We start from the raw sequence: 17410 nt of genomic DNA, 5'->3' as shown, positions 1-17410 counted from the left end.
GCTGCCGTACCTGTTGGCGAGGTCGTGGGCCCGCTCACGAGGTCACCGGGTTGACCTGGGACTTCGGGAGCGCCGCGTTCGGTATGTCCCAGCGCTTGAGGATCTTCGTATAGGTTCCGTCGGCGATCAGGGCGTTATAGGTCGCCGCGAGCGCGGTGGCGAGCTGCGAGTCGTCCTTGGGCACCGCGACTCCGGCCGGCTCCGGGCTGATCAAAATGGTGCTCACGGACTCGAACAGGTCGGGCTGGAGCTTCGCCTGGTACGCGACCGCCGTATTGTCGGCGAGCATCGCGTCCGCGCGCTCGGTGGCGACCGCCTGGTTGACGTTGGTCTGCTGCGGCACGATCATCGGCTTGATCGCCGGTCGGCCCGCCGCCGCGCACTGCTGCCGGAGGCCGTCCATATCGCCCTGGGCTTGGAGCGTGCCGGTCTGCGCGGCGACCGTGTGCCCGCACAGGTCGAGCGGCTTCTTGATCCCCTTGGGGTTCCCGGTCTTGACCAGTGCGGACGTGCCCCCGTTGACGTAGGTGACCAGGTTCAGCACTTCCGTCCGCTCGCGGGTGACGGTCCACGCGGACCAGCTGGCGTCGAAGCGGTGTGCCTTCAGACCGGCGAGCATGCCGTCGAAGGGCACCTCGACCCACTCGAAACGCAGGCCCGTCTTGGCCGTGATGGCCGCGGCGAAGTCGGCGCCGACACCGATGATCTTTCCTGCGGAACTCTTGAACGCGCTCGGCGGATAACTGGGGTCGGTCGCGACGCGCAGCGCTCCGCTCGCCCGGATGTTCTCGGGGAACTTCGCCCGCAATGCCGAGTCGACCGCACTCTTCACCTCGAGGGGTGTGGAGGGCAGACCGGCATCCTTGGGCTGCGCGCTTGTGCCGTTGCTGCATGCGCTCATCCCGAGCGCCGCCACCGCGACGGCCGTCGCGGCGATCCCTTGCAGAACTCTCATCTGCACACTCCCATGTCGATGCTCTGACGAGCAGAGTCCCCCGGAAGCTCGAAAGATCATACTTATGATGTATGGGATGATACGTATAATGCTTATTTCCGACAAGACCATGCCGGTACGGCCACACCGGCGGCGCTAGCGCCGCGTGGCGGTCCCGCACCAGCGCAGTGCCGTCCGGCGAGCGCACCGAGGAGAGCACGTGGGTAGGCTCAGCGACCAGGTCGTGGCGCAACTGCGGCAGGCGATCGTGCACGAGAAGTACGCACCGGGCAGCCGGTTGCCCACCGCGGAGGCGCTCTCAGAGTCGCTCGGGGTCTCCCGGAGCGTCGTGCGCGACGCTTTGCGCACGCTGTCGTCCATGGGGCTCGTCGAGGTGCGGCATGGACACGGCATCTTCGTCGCCGTCCCGCGCGACGACATCCTCACCACCGCGTTGACCCTGCGGATGCAACGGTCGGAGGTCACCATCGGCGAGGTCCTGGCCGCGCGGGTCACGCTGGAGTCGACGCTCGCCGCCGAGGCCGCGCGAGTGGGCGACCATGAGACGTTGCAGCCGATTCGCGGGCACTTGCGGCGGTTTGAGGACGGGGTCCGGGCCAGGGACTGGTCGACGGCGCACCAGGAGCACCTGCAGTTCCACCTGTCGATCATCAAGGCACTGCAACTGCCGGCGCTGGAGTTGTTGATCGAACCCCTCCAGGAGCTGATCATCGTCAGCTCCATCCCCCCGGATCCGGAAAGCGGAGAACAGTGGGGCATCGGCTCGCATGACCCGATCGTCGAAGCGCTGGAGTCCGGGGACCCCGAGACCACGCGGGCCGCGGTACGTGATCACTTCCGGTACGCGGAGTCCGTCCCCTACCGTGACTACGGCCGGACCCTGTTCCGTGACGTCAGGTCCGCGCTGGAAGATCGCGCCGGGGCAGGCCCGGTCCTCCCCATCTGACGCCGGTGCCGGCCGACCCGTCAGATGTCGTGACCTGCGCTCGGTGGCCGGGGTCGGTGCGCAGCCGAGCCGAGGCCTCTGCCGGGGACTTTCGTAACCAAGTGGCGTTCGCCCGGGTCAATGCCCAGGCGAGCCGTGCCAGGACCGCCACAGCGCGGCGTAGGAGCCGTCCCGCGCGATCAGCTCCTGGTGACCGCCGAGCTCGATGATCCGGCCGTCCTCCACGACGGCGACGCGGTCGGCGTCGTGCGCGGTGTGCAGCCGGTGCGCGATGGCCACGACCGTGCGGCCGTCGAGCACCGCCGACAGGCTGCGCTCGAGGTGCCGTGCGGCGCGCGGGTCCAGCAGCGAGGTCGCCTCGTCCAGCACGAGCGTGTGGGGATCGGCCAGGACGAGACGGGCGAGCGCGAGCTGCTGCGCCTGGGCCGGTGACAGCGCCGTGTTGCCGGTGCCCACCTCGGTGTCCAGCATCGCCTGCGCCCACGACGCGTCCACCGCGTCCAGTGCCCGCGCCAGCTCCTCGTCGGTCGCGTCCGGCCGGGCCAGCACCAGGTTGTCGCGCACCGTACCCCGGAACACGTGGTGCTCCTGGGTGACCAGGGCGACGTTGCGGCGCAGGTCCTCCAGCGGCAGGTCCACCAGCGGGACCCCGCCGACGGTGACCGCCCCGGTGCGGGGCCGCAGCACGCCGGCGAGCAGGCGGCCGAGGGTGGACTTGCCCGCGCCGCTCGGCCCCACCATGGCGAGCCGTTCTCCCGGCCGCAGGCGCAGATCGACCCCGTGCAGCACGTCCTGGCCGTCCCGGTAGGAGTACCGCACCGCGTCGACCGCCATCCGCTCGCCGTCGGGCCGTTCGTCGCTCGGCACGCGGTCCGTCGGCACCTCGGCGACGCCCAGCAGCCGCGCCAGGGACGCGCCGCCGACCTGCAGCTCGTCGACCCAGGACAGGAACCGGTCGAGCGGGTCGATGAGCTGCTGGACGTACAGCGTGGCGGCGGTGACCTGGGCGAGCGACGCCAGGCCGTGGAGGTAGAACAGCCCGCCGATCAGCAGCGTCGCCGCGACCGGGAGCACGTAGCCGATCTCCACCAGCGGGAACCACACCAGGCGCAGCCCGAGGGTGTACCGCTCGGCCTTCCACGCGCCGGCGAGGTCGGCGTCGGTCCGCGCGACGCGGCGGCGCTCCAAGCGCAGCGCCTCGATGGTCCGCGCGCCGTCGACGGTCTCGGTGAGCCCGGAGGTCACGCCGCCCCACGCCTCGTTCTCCCAGAGGTACCCGTCGCGGGCGCGCTTGAGGTACCACCGGGTGCCGCACCACAGCAGCGGCACCCCGACGAGGCACGGCAGGGCCAGCAGCGGCCCGACGAGGACCAGCGCGCCGACCGCGAACGCGCCGGTGACCATCGCGATCAGCGTCTCGGGCACCGCGTGCCGCACCGTACGGGCGAGGGCGTCGACGTCGCGTGCCGTGCGGGTGACCAGGTCGCCGGTGCCGGCCCGCTCGACCGTGGACAGCGGCAGCTCCAGGACCCGGTCGACGAACTCCTCGCGCAACCGCGCCAGGACCTTCTCGCCGAGCCGCGCGGACATGAAGACGGCGTACCGCAGCAGCACGCCCTGCGCGACGACGAAGACCAGGATGGCGATCGCGATCCGGTCGACCGTCACGTGCGAGGACCCGTCGCGGACGTTCTGCACGAGCTCGCCCAGGAGACGCGGGGCGACCAGCCCGGCGATCGCGGAGAGGCCGTGCAGGCCTAGCACGACGGCGAGCTCCCGGGGGTAGGCGAGTGTCAGCCGCCGCGCGTACGCCCGCACCTGGGCCGCCGAGGCGACCGGCAGGATCCGCGTGGCCGCCCCAGTCACGTCGTGCGCCTCTCCCGGCCGCCGGGTCCCGTCATCGGTCCGGTCGCCGCGCTCTTCAGCCGCGTCGTGCCCCTCGCCCGGCCGCCGCGCTGCCTCCGGACGCCGAGTCCCCTCGCCGCCGCGCTGTTCGGCCGTGACGTTCTCCCCCTGGCTCGGCCGCTGCGTCTCCTCGACGATCTCCGTCGTGGCGTCGCGCCCCTCCGACACGATCATGGCTCCTCTCGGGTGACGGTGGTGGCGTAGGCGGGCTCGGCGGTGAGCAGCTCGTGGTGGCGGCCCGTCGCCGCGGCCTTGCCGTCCTGGACGAAGATCACCTCGTCCGCGTGGTCGAGCACGAGCGGGCTGGTCGTGCACACGACCGTCGTGCGCCCCTCGCGGTGCGCCCCGAGGCGGCCCGCGATCCGGGCCTCGGTGTGGGCGTCGACCGCCGACGTCGGCTCGACGAGGACGAGGACGTCCGGGTCGGCGGCGAGGGCGCGGGCGAGCCGGAGCCGCTGCTGCTGGCCGCCGGAGAACTCCCGGCCGCCCTCGGCGACCGCCGAGTGCAGGCCGTCCGGCAGCTCGTCGACGACGTCCTCCGCGCACGCCGTGCGCAGTGCCGCCCGGACGGCGGGCTCCGGTGCCCCGCCGGGGCCGCCGAGCTCGTCCAGCAGCCGCCCGGAGAACAGCCGCGCCTCGTTGTCGGCGACCAGGATCGCCTCGCGCACGGACGGCAGGGACAGCTCGCGCAGCGGGACGCCGCCCCAGGTGACCGCCCCGTCGGCGAAGCGGCCGAGCCGGTCCGCGATGGCCTGGGCGTCCTCCGGAGTGGTCGCGGCGATCGCGGTGAGGCGGCCGGGCCGTACGACGACGCCGGACTCCCCGTCGACCAGGTCGCCGTCGGCCGGGGAGCCGGTCCCCAGGTCGGGCGGCTCGGGGGTCATCCGGAGGATCCGCACGACCCGGCGCGCGGCGACGTGCGCCTTGGTGAGCTTGTCGGCCGCCTCGGTGAGGGTCCGCAGCGGGTCGACGAGGAAGACGGCGTATCCGTAGAAGGCGACCAGCTCGCCGGTCGTGATCTCGCCGTTCAGGGCGAACCGCGCCCCCGCCCAGGTGACCAGCGCGACGAGCAGGCCGGGCAGTAGCACCTGCGCGCCGTCCAGGAGTGACTCGGTGCGCGCGACGCGGACACCGGCCGCACGAACGGTCTGGGACTCCTCGCGGTACCGCGCGGCGAACACCTGCTCGCCGCCGATCCCGCGCAGCACGCGCAGTCCGGCGACGATGTCGCCCGCCCGGGTGGCCAGCTCGCCCTGCAGCTCGCGCTGGCGCTGCTGGTACCGGTGCAGCGGGCGCAGCAACGGGCCCACCACGAAGGCCAGCAGCGGCACTCCGGCGAGCACGATCAGGCCGAGCCGCCAGGAGGTCGTCAGCAGGACCGCGCCCGCCACGCCGATCGAGACGACCGCGCCGCTCCCGCGTCCGCAGATGTCCATCGCCGCGCCGATGTGGGAGATGTCAGCGATCCCGACGCTGACGACCTCGCCGCTCGCGAGCCGCTTCGGCAGCGTCGCGCCGAGCCGGGTGGCCTGGCGGGTCGTCACCTGGACCGTGCGGAACGCCGCGCCCAGCCAGTTGACCGTGGAGAAGCGGTGCCGCAGCACGCCGGTGATCGCCTGGATCACGCCGAGGGCCAGCAGCATTCCGGACCAGGTCAGCAGGGCCCCGGCGTCGCGGGAGGTCAGGCCCGCGTCGATCGCCCGGCCGATCACGGCGGGCATGAGGGCCTGGCTGGCCATCCACACCACGCCGGAACCGGCCGCGGCGGCCATCGTGCCGGCCTGGGCGCGTGCCGCCCACAGCAGGTAGCGCGCGGGCGACCGGTGGTCGGGCATGCCGGGGTCCGGCACGGGAAATGAGCGCATGGGAACCGCCGATCAGGAGACGGCAGATCCTTCGACGCTACCGAGCGCTCACGATCCGGCGCGAATGATTTTCTCGTCGGCGAAGTGGCAGGCGCTCGGATGGTGCGAGCCCGTCGTCCCCCCGTCCGGGCCCTCCTCGGGGCCGCGCGCGGCCCTGATCTCCAGGAGGGGCTCCTCCGTCGCGCAGACGTCCTGGGCCTTCCAGCAGCGCGTACGGAACCGGCAGCCGGACGGCGGGTTCGTCGGGCTCGGCACGTCGCCTTCGAGCACGATCGGGGTCCCGCGCCGCGTCGGGTCGGGCACCGGAACGGCCGACAGCAGCGCCTGCGTGTACGGGTGCGTCGGATGGTCGTAGATCTGTTCCTCGTCGCCGACCTCGACGATCTTCCCGAGGTACATCACCGCGACCCGGTCGGAGATGTGCCGGACGACGGCCAGGTCGTGCGCGATGAAGACGTACGACAGGCCGAACTCCTCCTGCAGCTCGGCGAGGAGGTTCATGACCTGCGCCTGGACCGAGACGTCCAGCGCGGACACCGGCTCGTCGCAGATGATCACATCGGGCCGGAGCGCGAGCGCGCGGGCGATACCGATCCGCTGCCGCTGCCCGCCGGAGAACTGGTGCGGGTAGCGGTTGACGTGGTCGGGGTCGAGGCCGACGATCTCCAACAGTTCCCCGACGCGGCGGCGGCGCCCGCCGTCGGGGTCGCCGTGGATCGCGAACGGCTCGCCGACGATGTCGCCGACGGTCATGCGCGGGTTCAGCGAGGTGTAGGGGTCCTGCAGCACCATCTGCACCCGGCGCCGCAGTCGTCGCAGCTCCGCCTTCGACAGCGCGAAGACGTCCCGGTCCTCGAACCGCACGGTGCCGGAGGTGGGGCGTTCGAGGGCCATGAGCAGCTTGGCGAGGGTGCTCTTGCCGCAGCCGGACTCCCCCACCAGGCCGAGCGTCTCGCCCTTGCGCAGCCCGAAGGAGACCCCGTCGACCGCCTTGACCTGCCCGATCTGGCGTTTGAGCACCACGCCCTGGGTGAGCGGGAAGTGCTTGACCAGGTTCTCGACCTGAAGGATCTCGTCAGCCACCGAGCACCTCCTCCGCGTAGTGACAGGCGCTCCCGTGCCCGGTGCCGGTGACGTCGCGCAGCTCGGGCACCTCGTCCGGGCAGCGCTCCTCCCGCGCCCGCGGGCAGCGCGGATGGAACGCGCAGCCGGAGGGGATCGCGGCCAGGTTCGGCGGCGCCCCCTTGATCGGCGTCAGCGCGCTCTCGCGTACGTCGACGCGCGGCACCGACGCCAGCAGCCCTTCGGTGTACGGGTGCGCGGGCCGGGCGTACAGCTCCTTGACCTCGGCCTGCTCGACCACCCGCCCGGCGTACATCACCACGATGCGGTCGGCGACGTCCGCCACGACGCCGAGGTCGTGGGTGATGAGGATCAGGCCCATCGCCATCTCGTCCTGCAGGTCCCGCAGCAGCTTCATGATCTGCGCCTGCACGGTGACGTCGAGGGCGGTGGTCGGCTCGTCGGCGATGAGCACGTCGGGTTCGAGGGCCAGCGCCATCGCGATCATCACGCGCTGCCGCATGCCGCCGGAGAACTGGTGCGGGTAGTCGGTCGCCCGGTCGGCGGCCGACGGGATCCGTACGCGGTCCATCAGCTCGATCGCCCGCTTCCGGGCGTCGCCGCGGGACATGCCCCGGTGGACGAGCAGCATCTCGGCGATCTGGTCGCCGACCCGGTGCACCGGGTTCAGCGCCGACAGCGCGTCCTGGAAGATCATCGCGATGTGCGCGCCCCGGTAGATCCGGCGCTTCTTCTCCGGCAGGCCGAGCAGCTCGGTCCCGCGGAACCGCACGGCGCCCTCGGTGACGTACGCGGGCGGGGTGTCGAGGATGCCCATCACGGCCTGCGCGCTCACGCTCTTGCCGGACCCGGACTCGCCCAGGATCGCGAGCGTCTCGCCCTCCTGGAGCTCGTAGGAGAGCCCGTTGACGGCGTGCACCGTCGATCCGCGCATGCGGAACTCGACGTGCAGATCCTCGACCTGGAGCAGCGGTGTCCCCGGAACGGGGTCGGGTGTGTTCATCAGCGCAGTTTCGGGTCCAGGGCGTCGCGTACGGCGTCGCCGAGCAGCAGGAAGCTCAGTACGGTCGCCGTCAGGAGTATCGCGGGATAGATGAGCAGGTAGGGATAATCGGTGAACAGCTCCTGGGCCTGGCTCAGCTGTAGCCCCCACGAGACGGTCGGATACCCCAGGCCGACGCCCAGATAGTCGAGCGTCGCCTCGTAACCGATGACCACGCCCACGTTGAGCATGGCGTAGACGAAGACGGGCGCGATGGCATTCGGCAGGATGTGCCGGGCCATGATCCTCACGTCTCCGGCACCGAGCATCCGGGCCGCCTGGACGTAGTCCGCGTCGCGGACCGCCAGGACCTGCCCGCGCATCAGCCGGGTCATCGTCGGCCACCACAGCACGCCCAGCACCAGCGACATCGTCCACACGCCATGGTCGGGGAACGCCGTCAGGATCACCAGCGCGCCGAGAACCAGAGGCAGCCCGAAGACGATGTCGGTGATCCGGGAGATCAGCGCGTCGAGCCAGCGCCCGAAGTACCCGGAGAGCGAGCCGAGCACGATCGCCAGCGTGAGCGCGATCCCGGTCACCACGAACCCGACGATCATCGGGGCGCGGGCGCCGTGCACGACCTGGGCCCAGTAGTCGCAGCCGTGCGTGTCGTACCCGAACGGGTGGCCGTCGGCCGCGAACGGGTTCCACGACGACGGTCCGTGCTTGGCCAGCTTCACGTCGCACCGGTCGTTGGACCCACGGTCGGTGAACAGCGCCGGGAACGCCGCCATCAGGCCCATCGCCAGGAGGATCACGACCGACACCCAGAAGATGACACGTCGCCGGAGCTCGCGCCACGCGTCACTCCACAGCGACGCGGACGCGCCGACGACCTCCGACCCGGTCTGGGCGACCGCGAGCGTGTCCGTCGTCTCACTCATACCGGATCCTCGGGTCCAGAGCGCCGTACAGGATGTCGACGACCAGGTTGGCCGCCAGGTAGATCAGGACCAGGAAGGTCGTGATCCCGACGACCGTCGGCCCGTCCTTGACCTGGATCGCCAGGAAGATCTGCTGGCCGATGCCGGGCAGGTTGAAGATGCCCTCGATGACGATCGCCCCGGCCAGGAGGTTCCCCAGGTCGATCCCGAGGAAGGTCACCACGGGGATCAGCGAATTGCGCAGCGTGTGCCGCACGACGATCCGCCGACGCGGCAACCCTTTGGCGAGGGCGGTCCGCACGTAGTCGGCCCGCATGTTCTCGATCAGGCTGGTGCGGGTGAGCCGGGCGATGTACGCCAGGCTCAACGAGCCGAGGATCATGCCGGGCAGCAGGTAGCTGTACGGCCAGCCGTCGTCGATGCCGACGGTCGGGAACCACCCGAGCTTGAGCCCGAAGATCAACTGCGCGGAGTAGCCGAGCACGAAGGCCGGGACCGCGATGACGAACGTCGTGCCGCTGAGCACCAGCGAGTCGACGATCCCGCCCTTGCGCAGCCCCGCCCACACGCCGAGGGAGATCCCCACGACCAGCTCGAAGATCCACGCGGTCAGGGCGAGCTGCACCGTCACCGTCCAGCTCGAGGCCATGAGGCTCGAGACGGACTGGCCGTTGAGCGTCTCGCCGAAGTCACCGCGGAAGAGCCCGAACAGGTACCGGCCGTACTGCGCGATCAGCGGCTCATCCAGGTGGTAGTGGTGCCGGAGCGCCTGGTAGACCGACGGCGGCATTGGCTTGTCGCCGCCCAGGACCCGGATCGGGTCACCGGGCAGCGCGAACACCAGCACGTAGATCAGGAAGGTCGTCCCGAGGACGACCGGCACCATCTGCAGCAGGCGCCGGAGAACGAAACGCCACACGCTACTTGACCGTCACCTTGTCCAGCCGCAGCAGAGGCATGGTGTACGGGTCGACCTCCACGTTCGAGACATGGTTCGAGTAGCCGGCCTGGTCCCGCCAGTTCCACAGCGGGGTGAGCGGCATGTCCTTCAGCACGACGTCCTCGGCCTGCTGGTAGAACTGCTGTGCCTGCTGCGGGTCACCGGCGGCGTTCCCCTTCTTGATCAGGTCGAGGCAGGCCGCACCCTCGTAGCCCGAGCGGATCGGCGGCGTGCAGCGCGGGGTGAGGTAGTCCTCCGCGCTCGGGTAGTCCATGATCCAGTTGCTGCGGTACGGGCCGGTCGCCTTGTGGTCGCTCAGCTTGGTCAGGTAGTCCGACACCTGCACCTTGTCGAAGACGATGTTCTTGATGCCGAGGTTCTGCTTGAGCTGGTTGGCGATGTCGGTCATCCACTGCTCGTACGTCGAGTCGGCGTTGGAGAACATCAGGTGCAGCGTGCCGTTGAAGCCGCCCGCCTTGTCGAACAGCTGCTTGGCCGCCTGCGGGTTGTACGTGCACGCCTGGCCGCAGGCGTTCTCCCGGTAGCCGGGGACGATCGGCGCGAGCAGCGACCCGACCGGTTTGAACGCGCCGTTGTAGACGGAGTCCACGATCGACTGCCGGTCGATGGCCATCGAGATGGCCTTGCGCAGGTCCGGGTTGGTGAACGCCTTGTCGTACAGCGGGAACTCGAGGAAGTCCATCGTGCCGCTCGGCACGCTCAGGAAGCGCTTGGCGAGCACCCGCTTGGCCTGCGGGACCTTGGCCGCCGGGATCTGGCTGTCGAAGTCGACCTTCCCGGCCTGCAGATCGGTGTACGCGGCGTCACGGCCGGCGTAGATCTTGAAGGTGAGCCCGTCGGCGTGGGCGGGTCGCGGCCCCTTGTAGCCCGGGAACTTCTTGAGCTTGAGCTGCCGGTTGTGCTCCCAGGCGCCGTCCAGCATGAACGGCCCGTTGCCGATCGGCTTCTGCTCGAACCCCTTGAGGTCGCTCAGCGCCGCCTTGGGCAGCGGCGCGGTGCCGGCGAAGGACAGCACCAGCGGCAGCTGGCTGAACGGCCTGGAGAGCGTGATCTGGAGGGTGTGGTCGTCGATGGCCTTCAGCCCGCGGAGCTTGTCGGCCTTGGGCTTGGCCTTCTCGTCCGACGGGTTCATGTCGTCGTAGCCGTCGATGGTGGCGAAGTAGGCGTTGTTGCCCCAGCCGTTGGGGCCGTACGCGGCCTGGTTCCACGCGTCGATGTAGCTCTGCGCGGTGACCGGCTCGCCGTTGTGGAAGGTGAGCCCTGGCTTGATCTTGGCGGTCCAGACCTTCTGGTCCGTGGAGGTGAGGGACTCGGCCTCCTGCGGCACGGGCTTGCCCGTCGGGTCGAGCGCCATGAGCCGGTCGAACAGCGCTTCGTCGACGTTGAGGCCCTGACCGTCGTTGGTGTTGCCCGGCGTGAGGTGCTCCGGCTCGGTGATGGCGAAGCTGAAGGACTTGTCCTTGGTACCGCCGGACCCGCCGCCGCCACAGGCGGAAGCCGCGAGCGCAACCGCGGTCAGGGAGATGAGCCAGCGGCTCTTTTTCACGGTCATCGGGCCGTCCACCTCCGGGATCGTACGGGGATCGGCCCTAGCGTGGGGCAATACGGCCCGGCGGTGGTAGATCTTTACGTCAACCGTTTTGATATTGAAATATACCTACCAACGATCCTCATCGTCCGGCGCCGACCGGCGACGGCGTCCGTACGGCTCGCGATTGGGCCGCAGGTCCCTGTCGGAGGGCATCCGTGAGTGCGAGGATCACCGCGCGGAGTGGATCATCCACCCGCATCACTCAAGATCATTTCCCTGCCGGAGCCGGTCCACACATGAGAACGCTCAGAGCCCTGCTGTCCGCCGGTGCGGTCACCGCCGCCCTGCTGTCCGCCGCCGGCCCCGCCGACGCCGCGACGGCCAACGTCACCGTCGCCTTCGGCCAGGCGGTCCGCTCCGTGCCGCCGGAGGCCTTCGGCATCGACATCTCCGGGTACGGCTACGGGAACTACATCACCAACGACGCGACCCAGCGGGCCATGCTCGGCGGTGGCCGGTACGGCCTGGCGCGCATGCAGCTCGTCTACAGCGTCCCCGGCGACACCACCAGCAAGATCGTGGCCGGTGGTGACGGCGCCGACCGTGGGCCGACCGGCGACGAGTGGGTGTCCTCGATCAAGGATCTCGGCGCGGCGCCGGTCGTGATCGCGCCCCTGGACCCCGTCGACGCCGCCGGGCTCGTCCGCCACTTCAACACGGGCGGCGCGCCGAACACGGTCACCCGCTGGATCCTCGGCAACGAGCCCGACGGGGCCAAGATGGACGCGGCGGACTACTCCGCGAAGTTCAACGCCGCCTACGACGCGATGAAGGCCGTCGACCCGACCATCACGATCGGTGGACCCGCCACGGCCTACCCGAACTGGGACTTCCTCCAGACCTTCCTGGACGGCAGTGGCTCACGGGCGGACTTCGTCGACTTCCACAAGTACGGCATGGGCGGCGACACGTTCCTCTGCGACGACCGGTTGCTGGCGAACACCGTCGAGTGGGAGAACGACATCACCCGCCTCCGTGGCATGATCCAGGCGACGGTCCCGAGCCGGGCGTCGTCGATCGGCGTCGAGGTCGGTGAGATGAACTCCGACTGGAGTGTGCACACCGCGCCGAGCAGCTGCGGGAACATCGGCACCGAGCCCGTGCAGTACCGCAACGCCGCCATCTGGTGGGCCGCCAGCGCCTTCGGCCACGTGGTCGACGCCGGCGGGACCGGCATGGCGTTCGCCGACAAGAACGGCGACCTCGGCCTGCTGTACGACCGGGCGAACGCGGACCGGCCGTCGTACGCCCAGAACGGCGCCGGCCTGGACGAGCGAATGCCGATCTACAGCGGCATGGGCTTCTTCACCGGCCAGCAGGGCACCGCGCTGAAGCACTTCGGCACCAGCTTGGTCTCCTCGTCGACGACCCTCCCGGACGTCGAGGTGTACGCGTCGGCGAACCCCAAGGTGATCGTGATCGTGAACAAGGGCGCGACGAGCCGGCAGGCCGTCATCGGAGTCGACGGCGGCACCACGGCCACCGGCCTCCAGAAGGACGGCGGTTCGGTCTCCTACGCCACGCCCGCGTCGCTCGGCTCGCTGCCCGTCCAGTCCGGGCAGATCAGCCTCACCCTGCCGGGGCCGTCGGTCACGCAGCTCGCGGTCGGCTGAATGTCCACGGCCCGAGCGGAAGGGGGGACGTACCTTCCGCCCGGGCCGTGAAGTCCGGGTCGCCGCCCGCTCAGCCGCGGACGGCCTTGAGCAGGTCGGCGTTGAGACGGGAGATCGTCTCGAACGGGATGCCCTTCGGGCAGACCGCGGTGCACTCGCCGGTGTTCGTGCAGCCGCCGAAGCCCTCGGCGTCCATCTGGTCCACCATCGCGGTGACGCGGTCGTACCGCTCCGGCTGGCCCTGCGGCACCAGGCCCAGGTGGGTGATCTTCGCCGCGGTGAACAGCATCGCGGAGGCGTTCGGGCAGGCCGCCACGCACGCACCGCAGCCGATGCACGTCGCGGCGTCGAACGCGTCGTTCGCGTCCTCCTTCGGCACCGGGAGGGCCGCGGCCTCGGGCGCCGAGCCGGTCGGGGCGCTGATGTAGCCGCCGGCCTGGATGATCCGGTCGAACGCCGACCGGTCCACCACCAGGTCCTTGATGACCGGGAACGCCCGCGCCCGCCACGGCTCGATCGTGATGGCGTCGCCGTCCCTGAACTTCCGCATGTGGAGCTGGCAGGTGGTCGTCGCCTTCTCCGGGCCGTGCGGCGTGCCGTCGATCACCAGCGAGCACATGCCGCAGATGCCCTCACGGCAGTCGTGGTCGAACGCGACCGGGTCCTCGCCGTCCAGGATCAGTCGCTCGTTGAGGACGTCGAGCATCTCCAGGAACGACATGTCCGGCGAGACGCCGTCGAGCTCGTACGAGGCCATCCGGCCCTCGTCGGCGGCGTTCTTCTGCCGCCAGATCTTCAGCGTGAGCTTCATTACTTGTACGACCTCTGGGTCATCTTGACGTACTCGTACTCGAGGTTCTCCTTGTGGAGGACGGGCGCGTGGCCCGTGTACTCCCACGCCGCCACGTAGGCGAACCTCTCGTCGTCGCGGAGCGCCTCGCCGTCGGGGGTCTGCGACTCGGCGCGGAAGTGGCCGCCGCAGGACTCCTCGCGGTGCAGGGCGTCGATGCACATCAGCTCGGCCAGCTCGAAGAAGTCGGCGATGCGGCCGGCCTTCTCCAGGTTCTGGTTGAGCTCCTCGTTCTCGCCGGGGACCTTGACGCGGGTCCAGAACTCCTGCCGGAGCTCGCGGATCCGGTCGATGGCCTTGCGCAGGCCGGCGTCGGTCCGCTCCATCCCGCAGTACTCCCACATGACCGCGCCGAGCTCGCGGTGGAAGGAGTCGGGCGTACGGTCGCCGTCGATGGACAGCAGCTTCTCGATGCGGTCCCGCACCGAGTCGCGGGCCTCGACGACGGCCTCGTGGTCGTCGCCGATCTTTTCGAGCGGGCCCTTGGCGAGGTAGTCGCTGATGGTGTTCGGCAGCACGAAGTAGCCGTCGGCCAGGCCCTGCATCAGCGCGGACGCGCCGAGGCGGTTCGCGCCGTGGTCGGAGAAGTTCGCCTCACCGATCACGAACAGGCCCGGGATGGTCGACTGCAGGTCGTAGTCGACCCACAGCCCGCCCATCGTGTAGTGCACCGCCGGGTAGATGCGCATCGGCACCTCGAACGGGTCCTCGCCGGTGATGCGCTCGTACATCTCGAAGAGGTTGCCGTACTTCGCGGCGACGGCGTCCCGGCCCAGCCGCGCGATCGCGTCGGCGAAGTCCAGGTAGACGCCCAGGCCGCCGGGGCCGACGCCGCGGCCCTCGTCGCAGACGTTCTTGGCGGCGCGGGAGGCGATGTCGCGCGGCACCAGGTTGCCGAAGGCCGGGTAGATGCGCTCGAGGTAGTAGTCGCGCTCGTCCTCGGGGATGTCGGCCGGCTTGCGGGTGTCGTCCTTCTTCACCGGGACCCAGACCCGACCGTCATTGCGCAGCGACTCCGACATCAGGGTCAGCTTCGACTGGTGCTCGCCGCTCTGCGGGATGCAGGTCGGGTGGATCTGCGTGTAGCAGGGGTTGGCGAACAGCGCGCCCTTGCGGTGCGCCCGCCACGTGGCGGTGACGTTGCAGCCCTTGGCGTTGGTCGACAGGAAGAAGACGTTGCCGTACCCGCCGGAGGCCAGCACGACCGCGTCGGCGGTGTGCGTCTCGATCTCGCCGGTGACCATGTCGCGGGCGATGATGCCGCGGGCCACGCCGTCGACCATGATCAGCTCGAGCATCTCGTGCCGGGCGAACATCTCCACGGTGCCGGCCGCGACCTGCCGCTCGAGGGCCTGGTACGCGCCGAGCAGCAGCTGCTGGCCCGTCTGGCCCCGGGCATAGAACGTCCGGGAGACCTGCACGCCGCCGAACGACCGGGTGTCCAGCAGGCCGCCGTAGTCGCGGGCGAACGGTACGCCCTGCGCCACGCACTGGTCGATGATCTCGACGCTGACCTGGGCGAGGCGGTAGACGTTCGACTCGCGGGAGCGGTAGTCGCCGCCCTTGACCGTGTCGTAGAAGAGGCGCTGGATGCTGTCGCCGTCGTTGCGGTAGTTCTTGGCCGCGTTGATGCCGCCCTGCGCGGCGATGCTGTGCGCGCGCCGGGGGCTGTCCTGGTAGCAGAACGACTTGACGTGGTAGCCCAGCTCGCCGAGCGTCGCGGCGGCCGAGCCGCCCGCCAGGCCGGTGCCCACCACGATGACCGACATCTTCCGGCGGTTGGCCGGGTTGACCAGCCTGCCGCCGAAGCGACGCTTGTCCCAGCGCTCCTCGATCGGGCCGGCGGGCGCCCTGTCGTCCTCGATCGAGGTGCCTTCGGTGAACAGTTCGCTCATGGCTACTTCACCACTCCGATCGTGACCATGACGGGAACGGACACGAAGCCGATCACCAGCAGCGCCGCGACGACGTCGGCGGCCAGGCGGACGGCGGGGTACCGGCCCTGGCGGCCCCAGCCCAGCGTCTGCACGGCGCTGAACAGGCCGTGGCGCAGGTGGAGGCCGACCAGGATGACGGCGACGACGTAGAAGAGCGATATGTACCAGCGGGAGGGGTCGAAGTCCGCGACGACCTTGTCGTACGCCTCGGCGTTCCCGCCCTTCGGGTTGACGGCGCCGAAGGTCAGGTCCAGCAGGTGCCAGATGACGAACAGCAGGATGACGATCCCGCCGTACCGCATGACGTGCGTGGCGTAGCGGTTCTCATGCGCCTTCGGCCGCGCGGCGTACCGGACGGGGCGGGCCCGGCGCGCCTGGCGGGCGAGGGAGACCGCCGCCCACATGTGCAGGATCACGGCGACGACGAGGACCGCTTCCAGAACGGTCAGGAAGACGCGGTGCGGGATCGCGGGCTCGCCGATCGTGCGCAGCCAGTGGGAGTAGTGGTCGAAGTCCTGGCGGCCCAGGAAGACCTTGAGGTTGCCGATCGCGTGGGCGATGAGGAACAGGACGAGGACGGCGCCGGTCACCGCCATGACGGCCTTCTTGCCGACGGACGAGCGGTACCGCTTCAGCGGACCGGCCGCGGGCGTCGGGGCCTTCGGGCGGGAGCGGGTGGCCACCGGCGTGGATCGAGTCACGGACGACACATGGCGGAAGGTATGTCCGATTCGATCGTGCGGTCCAAGACATGATGACGCTCGTTTCCATAGCCGTAGGCTATGAAGCGTGCAGCTACAGCAGCTTTCGTACTTCGTCGCGGTGGCCGAGGTGAGGCACTTCACACAAGCGGCGGAAACTCTGCGCGTCGCACAGCCGTCCCTGTCCAAGCAGATCAGGACCCTGGAAGCGGAGCTGGGCGCCCCCCTGTTCAGCCGGGCCCGCGGCAACATCACGCTGACCCCGGCCGGCGAGGCGCTGCTGCCGCTCGCACGGCGCATCCTCGCCGACGTCGAGACGGCCCGCCGCGAGGTGCAGGACCTGACGGGGCTGCGGCGCGGACGGGTGCGGCTGGGCGCGACCCCGTCGCTGTTCGCCGGGCTGCTCGCCGACGCGCTGATGCGCTTCCGCACCCGCTACCCCGGGATCGAGCTGCGCGTCGAGGAGGGCGGTTCCCGCGACCTCGTACGGGACCTCGCGCGCGGGCAGCTCGACCTGGCGCTGATCATCCTGCCGCTGCAGAGCACGGACCCGGCCCTGGAGACGACGCCGATCCTGCGCGAGGAGCTCGTCGTCGTGTCGTCGCACGCGGACGCGCCGAAGCGGTCCCGGCTGCGGATCGAGGACCTGCGGTCGCGGCCGCTGGTGATGTTCCGCCGCGGGTACGACCTGCGGGAGGCGACGCAGGCGGCCTGCCGGCAGGCGGGGTTCGAGCCGCGGTTCGCCGTCGAGGGCGGGGAGATGGACGCGGTGCTGCGGTTCGTCGAGGCCGGCCTCGGCGCGGCCGTCGTGCCGTCGATGGTCCTCGCCGGACGGCCCGGCCTCGTCGGCACTCCGCTGGCCCCGCCCGGGCTGCAGCGCACGATCGCGCTGGCCCACCGCAAGGACGTCGACCCGACGCACGCCGCGCGGGCGTTCCGCGAGACGCTGCTCGGCTTCCTGCGCGACGCCGAGGCCGGCGACGCGCTGCCGCCGGGCGTCCAGCGGCTCGACTAACGGCCCGTCCGTACGCTCACCATCTCGATCAACGGCTCGTCCCGACGCTCGTCATCTCG

14 protein-coding genes are annotated in these 17410 nt (G+C 70.4%); 3 read left to right on the top strand and 11 right to left on the bottom strand.

Annotation, left to right across the window (positions count from 1 at the left end):
* Positions 1 to 34 precede the first annotated feature (34 nt).
* Positions 35 to 955: an ABC transporter substrate-binding protein gene (locus AB0I04_RS07420; RefSeq protein ID WP_360880596.1), complete on the bottom strand. Its 921-nt coding sequence runs from the start codon at positions 953 to 955 to the stop codon at positions 35 to 37.
* 199 nt (positions 956 to 1154) lie between these two features.
* On the opposite strand from AB0I04_RS07420, the gene AB0I04_RS07415 reads away from it, so the two are divergent.
* Entirely contained in the window at positions 1155 to 1901 is a 747-nt protein-coding gene (locus AB0I04_RS07415) for a GntR family transcriptional regulator (protein ID WP_360880593.1), read from the top strand.
* 117 nt (positions 1902 to 2018) lie between these two features.
* On the opposite strand, the gene AB0I04_RS07410 is transcribed toward AB0I04_RS07415, so the two are convergent.
* From AB0I04_RS07410 to AB0I04_RS07380, 7 genes are read right to left on the bottom strand one after another with little or no spacing between them, the layout of a single operon-like run.
* A complete protein-coding gene (locus AB0I04_RS07410) occupies positions 2019 to 3980 on the bottom strand; it encodes an ABC transporter ATP-binding protein (RefSeq protein WP_360880590.1) in 1962 nt (653 codons plus the stop codon).
* Positions 3977 to 5671 carry an ABC transporter ATP-binding protein gene (locus tag AB0I04_RS07405; protein WP_360880588.1) on the bottom strand — a complete coding sequence of 565 codons (1695 nt, stop codon included), beginning with the start codon at positions 5669 to 5671 and terminating at the stop codon, positions 3977 to 3979. Before AB0I04_RS07405 ends, AB0I04_RS07410 begins: the two co-directional genes overlap by 4 nt.
* A 48-nt stretch (positions 5672 to 5719) precedes the next feature.
* Positions 5720 to 6754, bottom strand: coding sequence for a dipeptide ABC transporter ATP-binding protein (locus AB0I04_RS07400; RefSeq protein WP_360880585.1), 1035 nt, complete (start codon positions 6752 to 6754; stop codon positions 5720 to 5722).
* Positions 6747 to 7757 carry an ABC transporter ATP-binding protein gene (locus AB0I04_RS07395; RefSeq protein WP_360880582.1) on the bottom strand — a complete coding sequence of 337 codons (1011 nt, stop codon included), beginning with the start codon at positions 7755 to 7757 and terminating at the stop codon, positions 6747 to 6749. Before AB0I04_RS07395 ends, AB0I04_RS07400 begins: the two co-directional genes overlap by 8 nt.
* Complete coding sequence (locus tag AB0I04_RS07390) at positions 7757 to 8683, bottom strand: ABC transporter permease (protein WP_360880579.1); 927 nt, start codon at positions 8681 to 8683, stop codon at positions 7757 to 7759. The genes AB0I04_RS07395 and AB0I04_RS07390 overlap by 1 nt, the downstream gene beginning before the upstream one ends.
* The gene (locus tag AB0I04_RS07385; protein WP_360880575.1) at positions 8676 to 9602 is read right to left on the bottom strand and encodes an ABC transporter permease; all 927 of its coding nucleotides are present in this window, start codon (positions 9600 to 9602) and stop codon (positions 8676 to 8678) included. The genes AB0I04_RS07390 and AB0I04_RS07385 overlap by 8 nt, the downstream gene beginning before the upstream one ends.
* A gap of 1 nt (position 9603) precedes the next feature.
* Complete coding sequence (locus AB0I04_RS07380; protein WP_360880572.1) at positions 9604 to 11196, bottom strand: ABC transporter substrate-binding protein; 1593 nt, start codon at positions 11194 to 11196, stop codon at positions 9604 to 9606.
* A gap of 275 nt (positions 11197 to 11471) precedes the next feature.
* On the opposite strand from AB0I04_RS07380, the gene AB0I04_RS07375 reads away from it, so the two are divergent.
* Positions 11472 to 12848, top strand: a complete 1377-nt coding sequence (locus AB0I04_RS07375) for a hypothetical protein (protein ID WP_360880569.1) — start codon at positions 11472 to 11474, stop codon at positions 12846 to 12848.
* 70 nt (positions 12849 to 12918) lie between these two features.
* On the opposite strand, the gene AB0I04_RS07370 is transcribed toward AB0I04_RS07375, so the two are convergent.
* The 3 genes from AB0I04_RS07370 to AB0I04_RS07360 are packed head-to-tail and all read right to left on the bottom strand — an operon-like array spanning position 12919 to position 16336.
* Positions 12919 to 13659: a succinate dehydrogenase/fumarate reductase iron-sulfur subunit gene (locus AB0I04_RS07370; RefSeq protein WP_360880566.1), complete on the bottom strand. Its 741-nt coding sequence runs from the start codon at positions 13657 to 13659 to the stop codon at positions 12919 to 12921.
* Complete coding sequence (locus AB0I04_RS07365) at positions 13659 to 15593, bottom strand: fumarate reductase/succinate dehydrogenase flavoprotein subunit (RefSeq protein ID WP_360880563.1); 1935 nt, start codon at positions 15591 to 15593, stop codon at positions 13659 to 13661. Before AB0I04_RS07365 ends, AB0I04_RS07370 begins: the two co-directional genes overlap by 1 nt.
* A 2-nt stretch (positions 15594 to 15595) precedes the next feature.
* Positions 15596 to 16336, bottom strand: coding sequence for a succinate dehydrogenase cytochrome b subunit (locus tag AB0I04_RS07360; protein WP_360880560.1), 741 nt, complete (start codon positions 16334 to 16336; stop codon positions 15596 to 15598).
* An 88-nt stretch (positions 16337 to 16424) separates the two neighbouring features.
* Between AB0I04_RS07360 and AB0I04_RS07355 the strand changes: the two genes are divergently transcribed.
* The gene (locus tag AB0I04_RS07355) at positions 16425 to 17351 is read left to right on the top strand and encodes a LysR substrate-binding domain-containing protein (protein WP_360880557.1); all 927 of its coding nucleotides are present in this window, start codon (positions 16425 to 16427) and stop codon (positions 17349 to 17351) included.
* Positions 17352 to 17410: the final 59 nt, after the last annotated feature.

It is taken from the genome of Actinoallomurus sp. NPDC050550, assembly GCF_040655075.1.
In the GTDB taxonomy this organism is placed as follows: Bacteria; Actinomycetota; Actinomycetes; order Streptosporangiales; family Streptosporangiaceae; genus Actinoallomurus.
Note: the sequence above shows the minus strand (reverse complement) of the source record. Positions and strands in the feature narration are given on the sequence as shown.

Bases quoted from the DNA above. Each gene is read 5' to 3' on its own strand.
- AB0I04_RS07390 (WP_360880579.1), bottom strand. From the start codon at position 8,683: ATGAGTGAGACGACGGACACGCTCGCGGTCGCCCAGACCGGGTCGGAG.
- AB0I04_RS07375 (WP_360880569.1), top strand. From the start codon at position 11,472: ATGAGAACGCTCAGAGCCCTGCTGTCCGCCGGTGCGGTCACCGCCGCC.
- AB0I04_RS07365 (WP_360880563.1), bottom strand. From the start codon at position 15,593: ATGAGCGAACTGTTCACCGAAGGCACCTCGATCGAGGACGACAGGGCG.
- AB0I04_RS07410 (WP_360880590.1), bottom strand. From the start codon at position 3,980: ATGATCGTGTCGGAGGGGCGCGACGCCACGACGGAGATCGTCGAGGAG.
- AB0I04_RS07420 (WP_360880596.1), bottom strand. From the start codon at position 955: ATGAGAGTTCTGCAAGGGATCGCCGCGACGGCCGTCGCGGTGGCGGCG.
- AB0I04_RS07395 (WP_360880582.1), bottom strand. From the start codon at position 7,757: ATGAACACACCCGACCCCGTTCCGGGGACACCGCTGCTCCAGGTCGAG.
- AB0I04_RS07370 (WP_360880566.1), bottom strand. From the start codon at position 13,659: ATGAAGCTCACGCTGAAGATCTGGCGGCAGAAGAACGCCGCCGACGAG.
- AB0I04_RS07405 (WP_360880588.1), bottom strand. From the start codon at position 5,671: ATGCGCTCATTTCCCGTGCCGGACCCCGGCATGCCCGACCACCGGTCG.
- AB0I04_RS07380 (WP_360880572.1), bottom strand. From the start codon at position 11,196: ATGACCGTGAAAAAGAGCCGCTGGCTCATCTCCCTGACCGCGGTTGCG.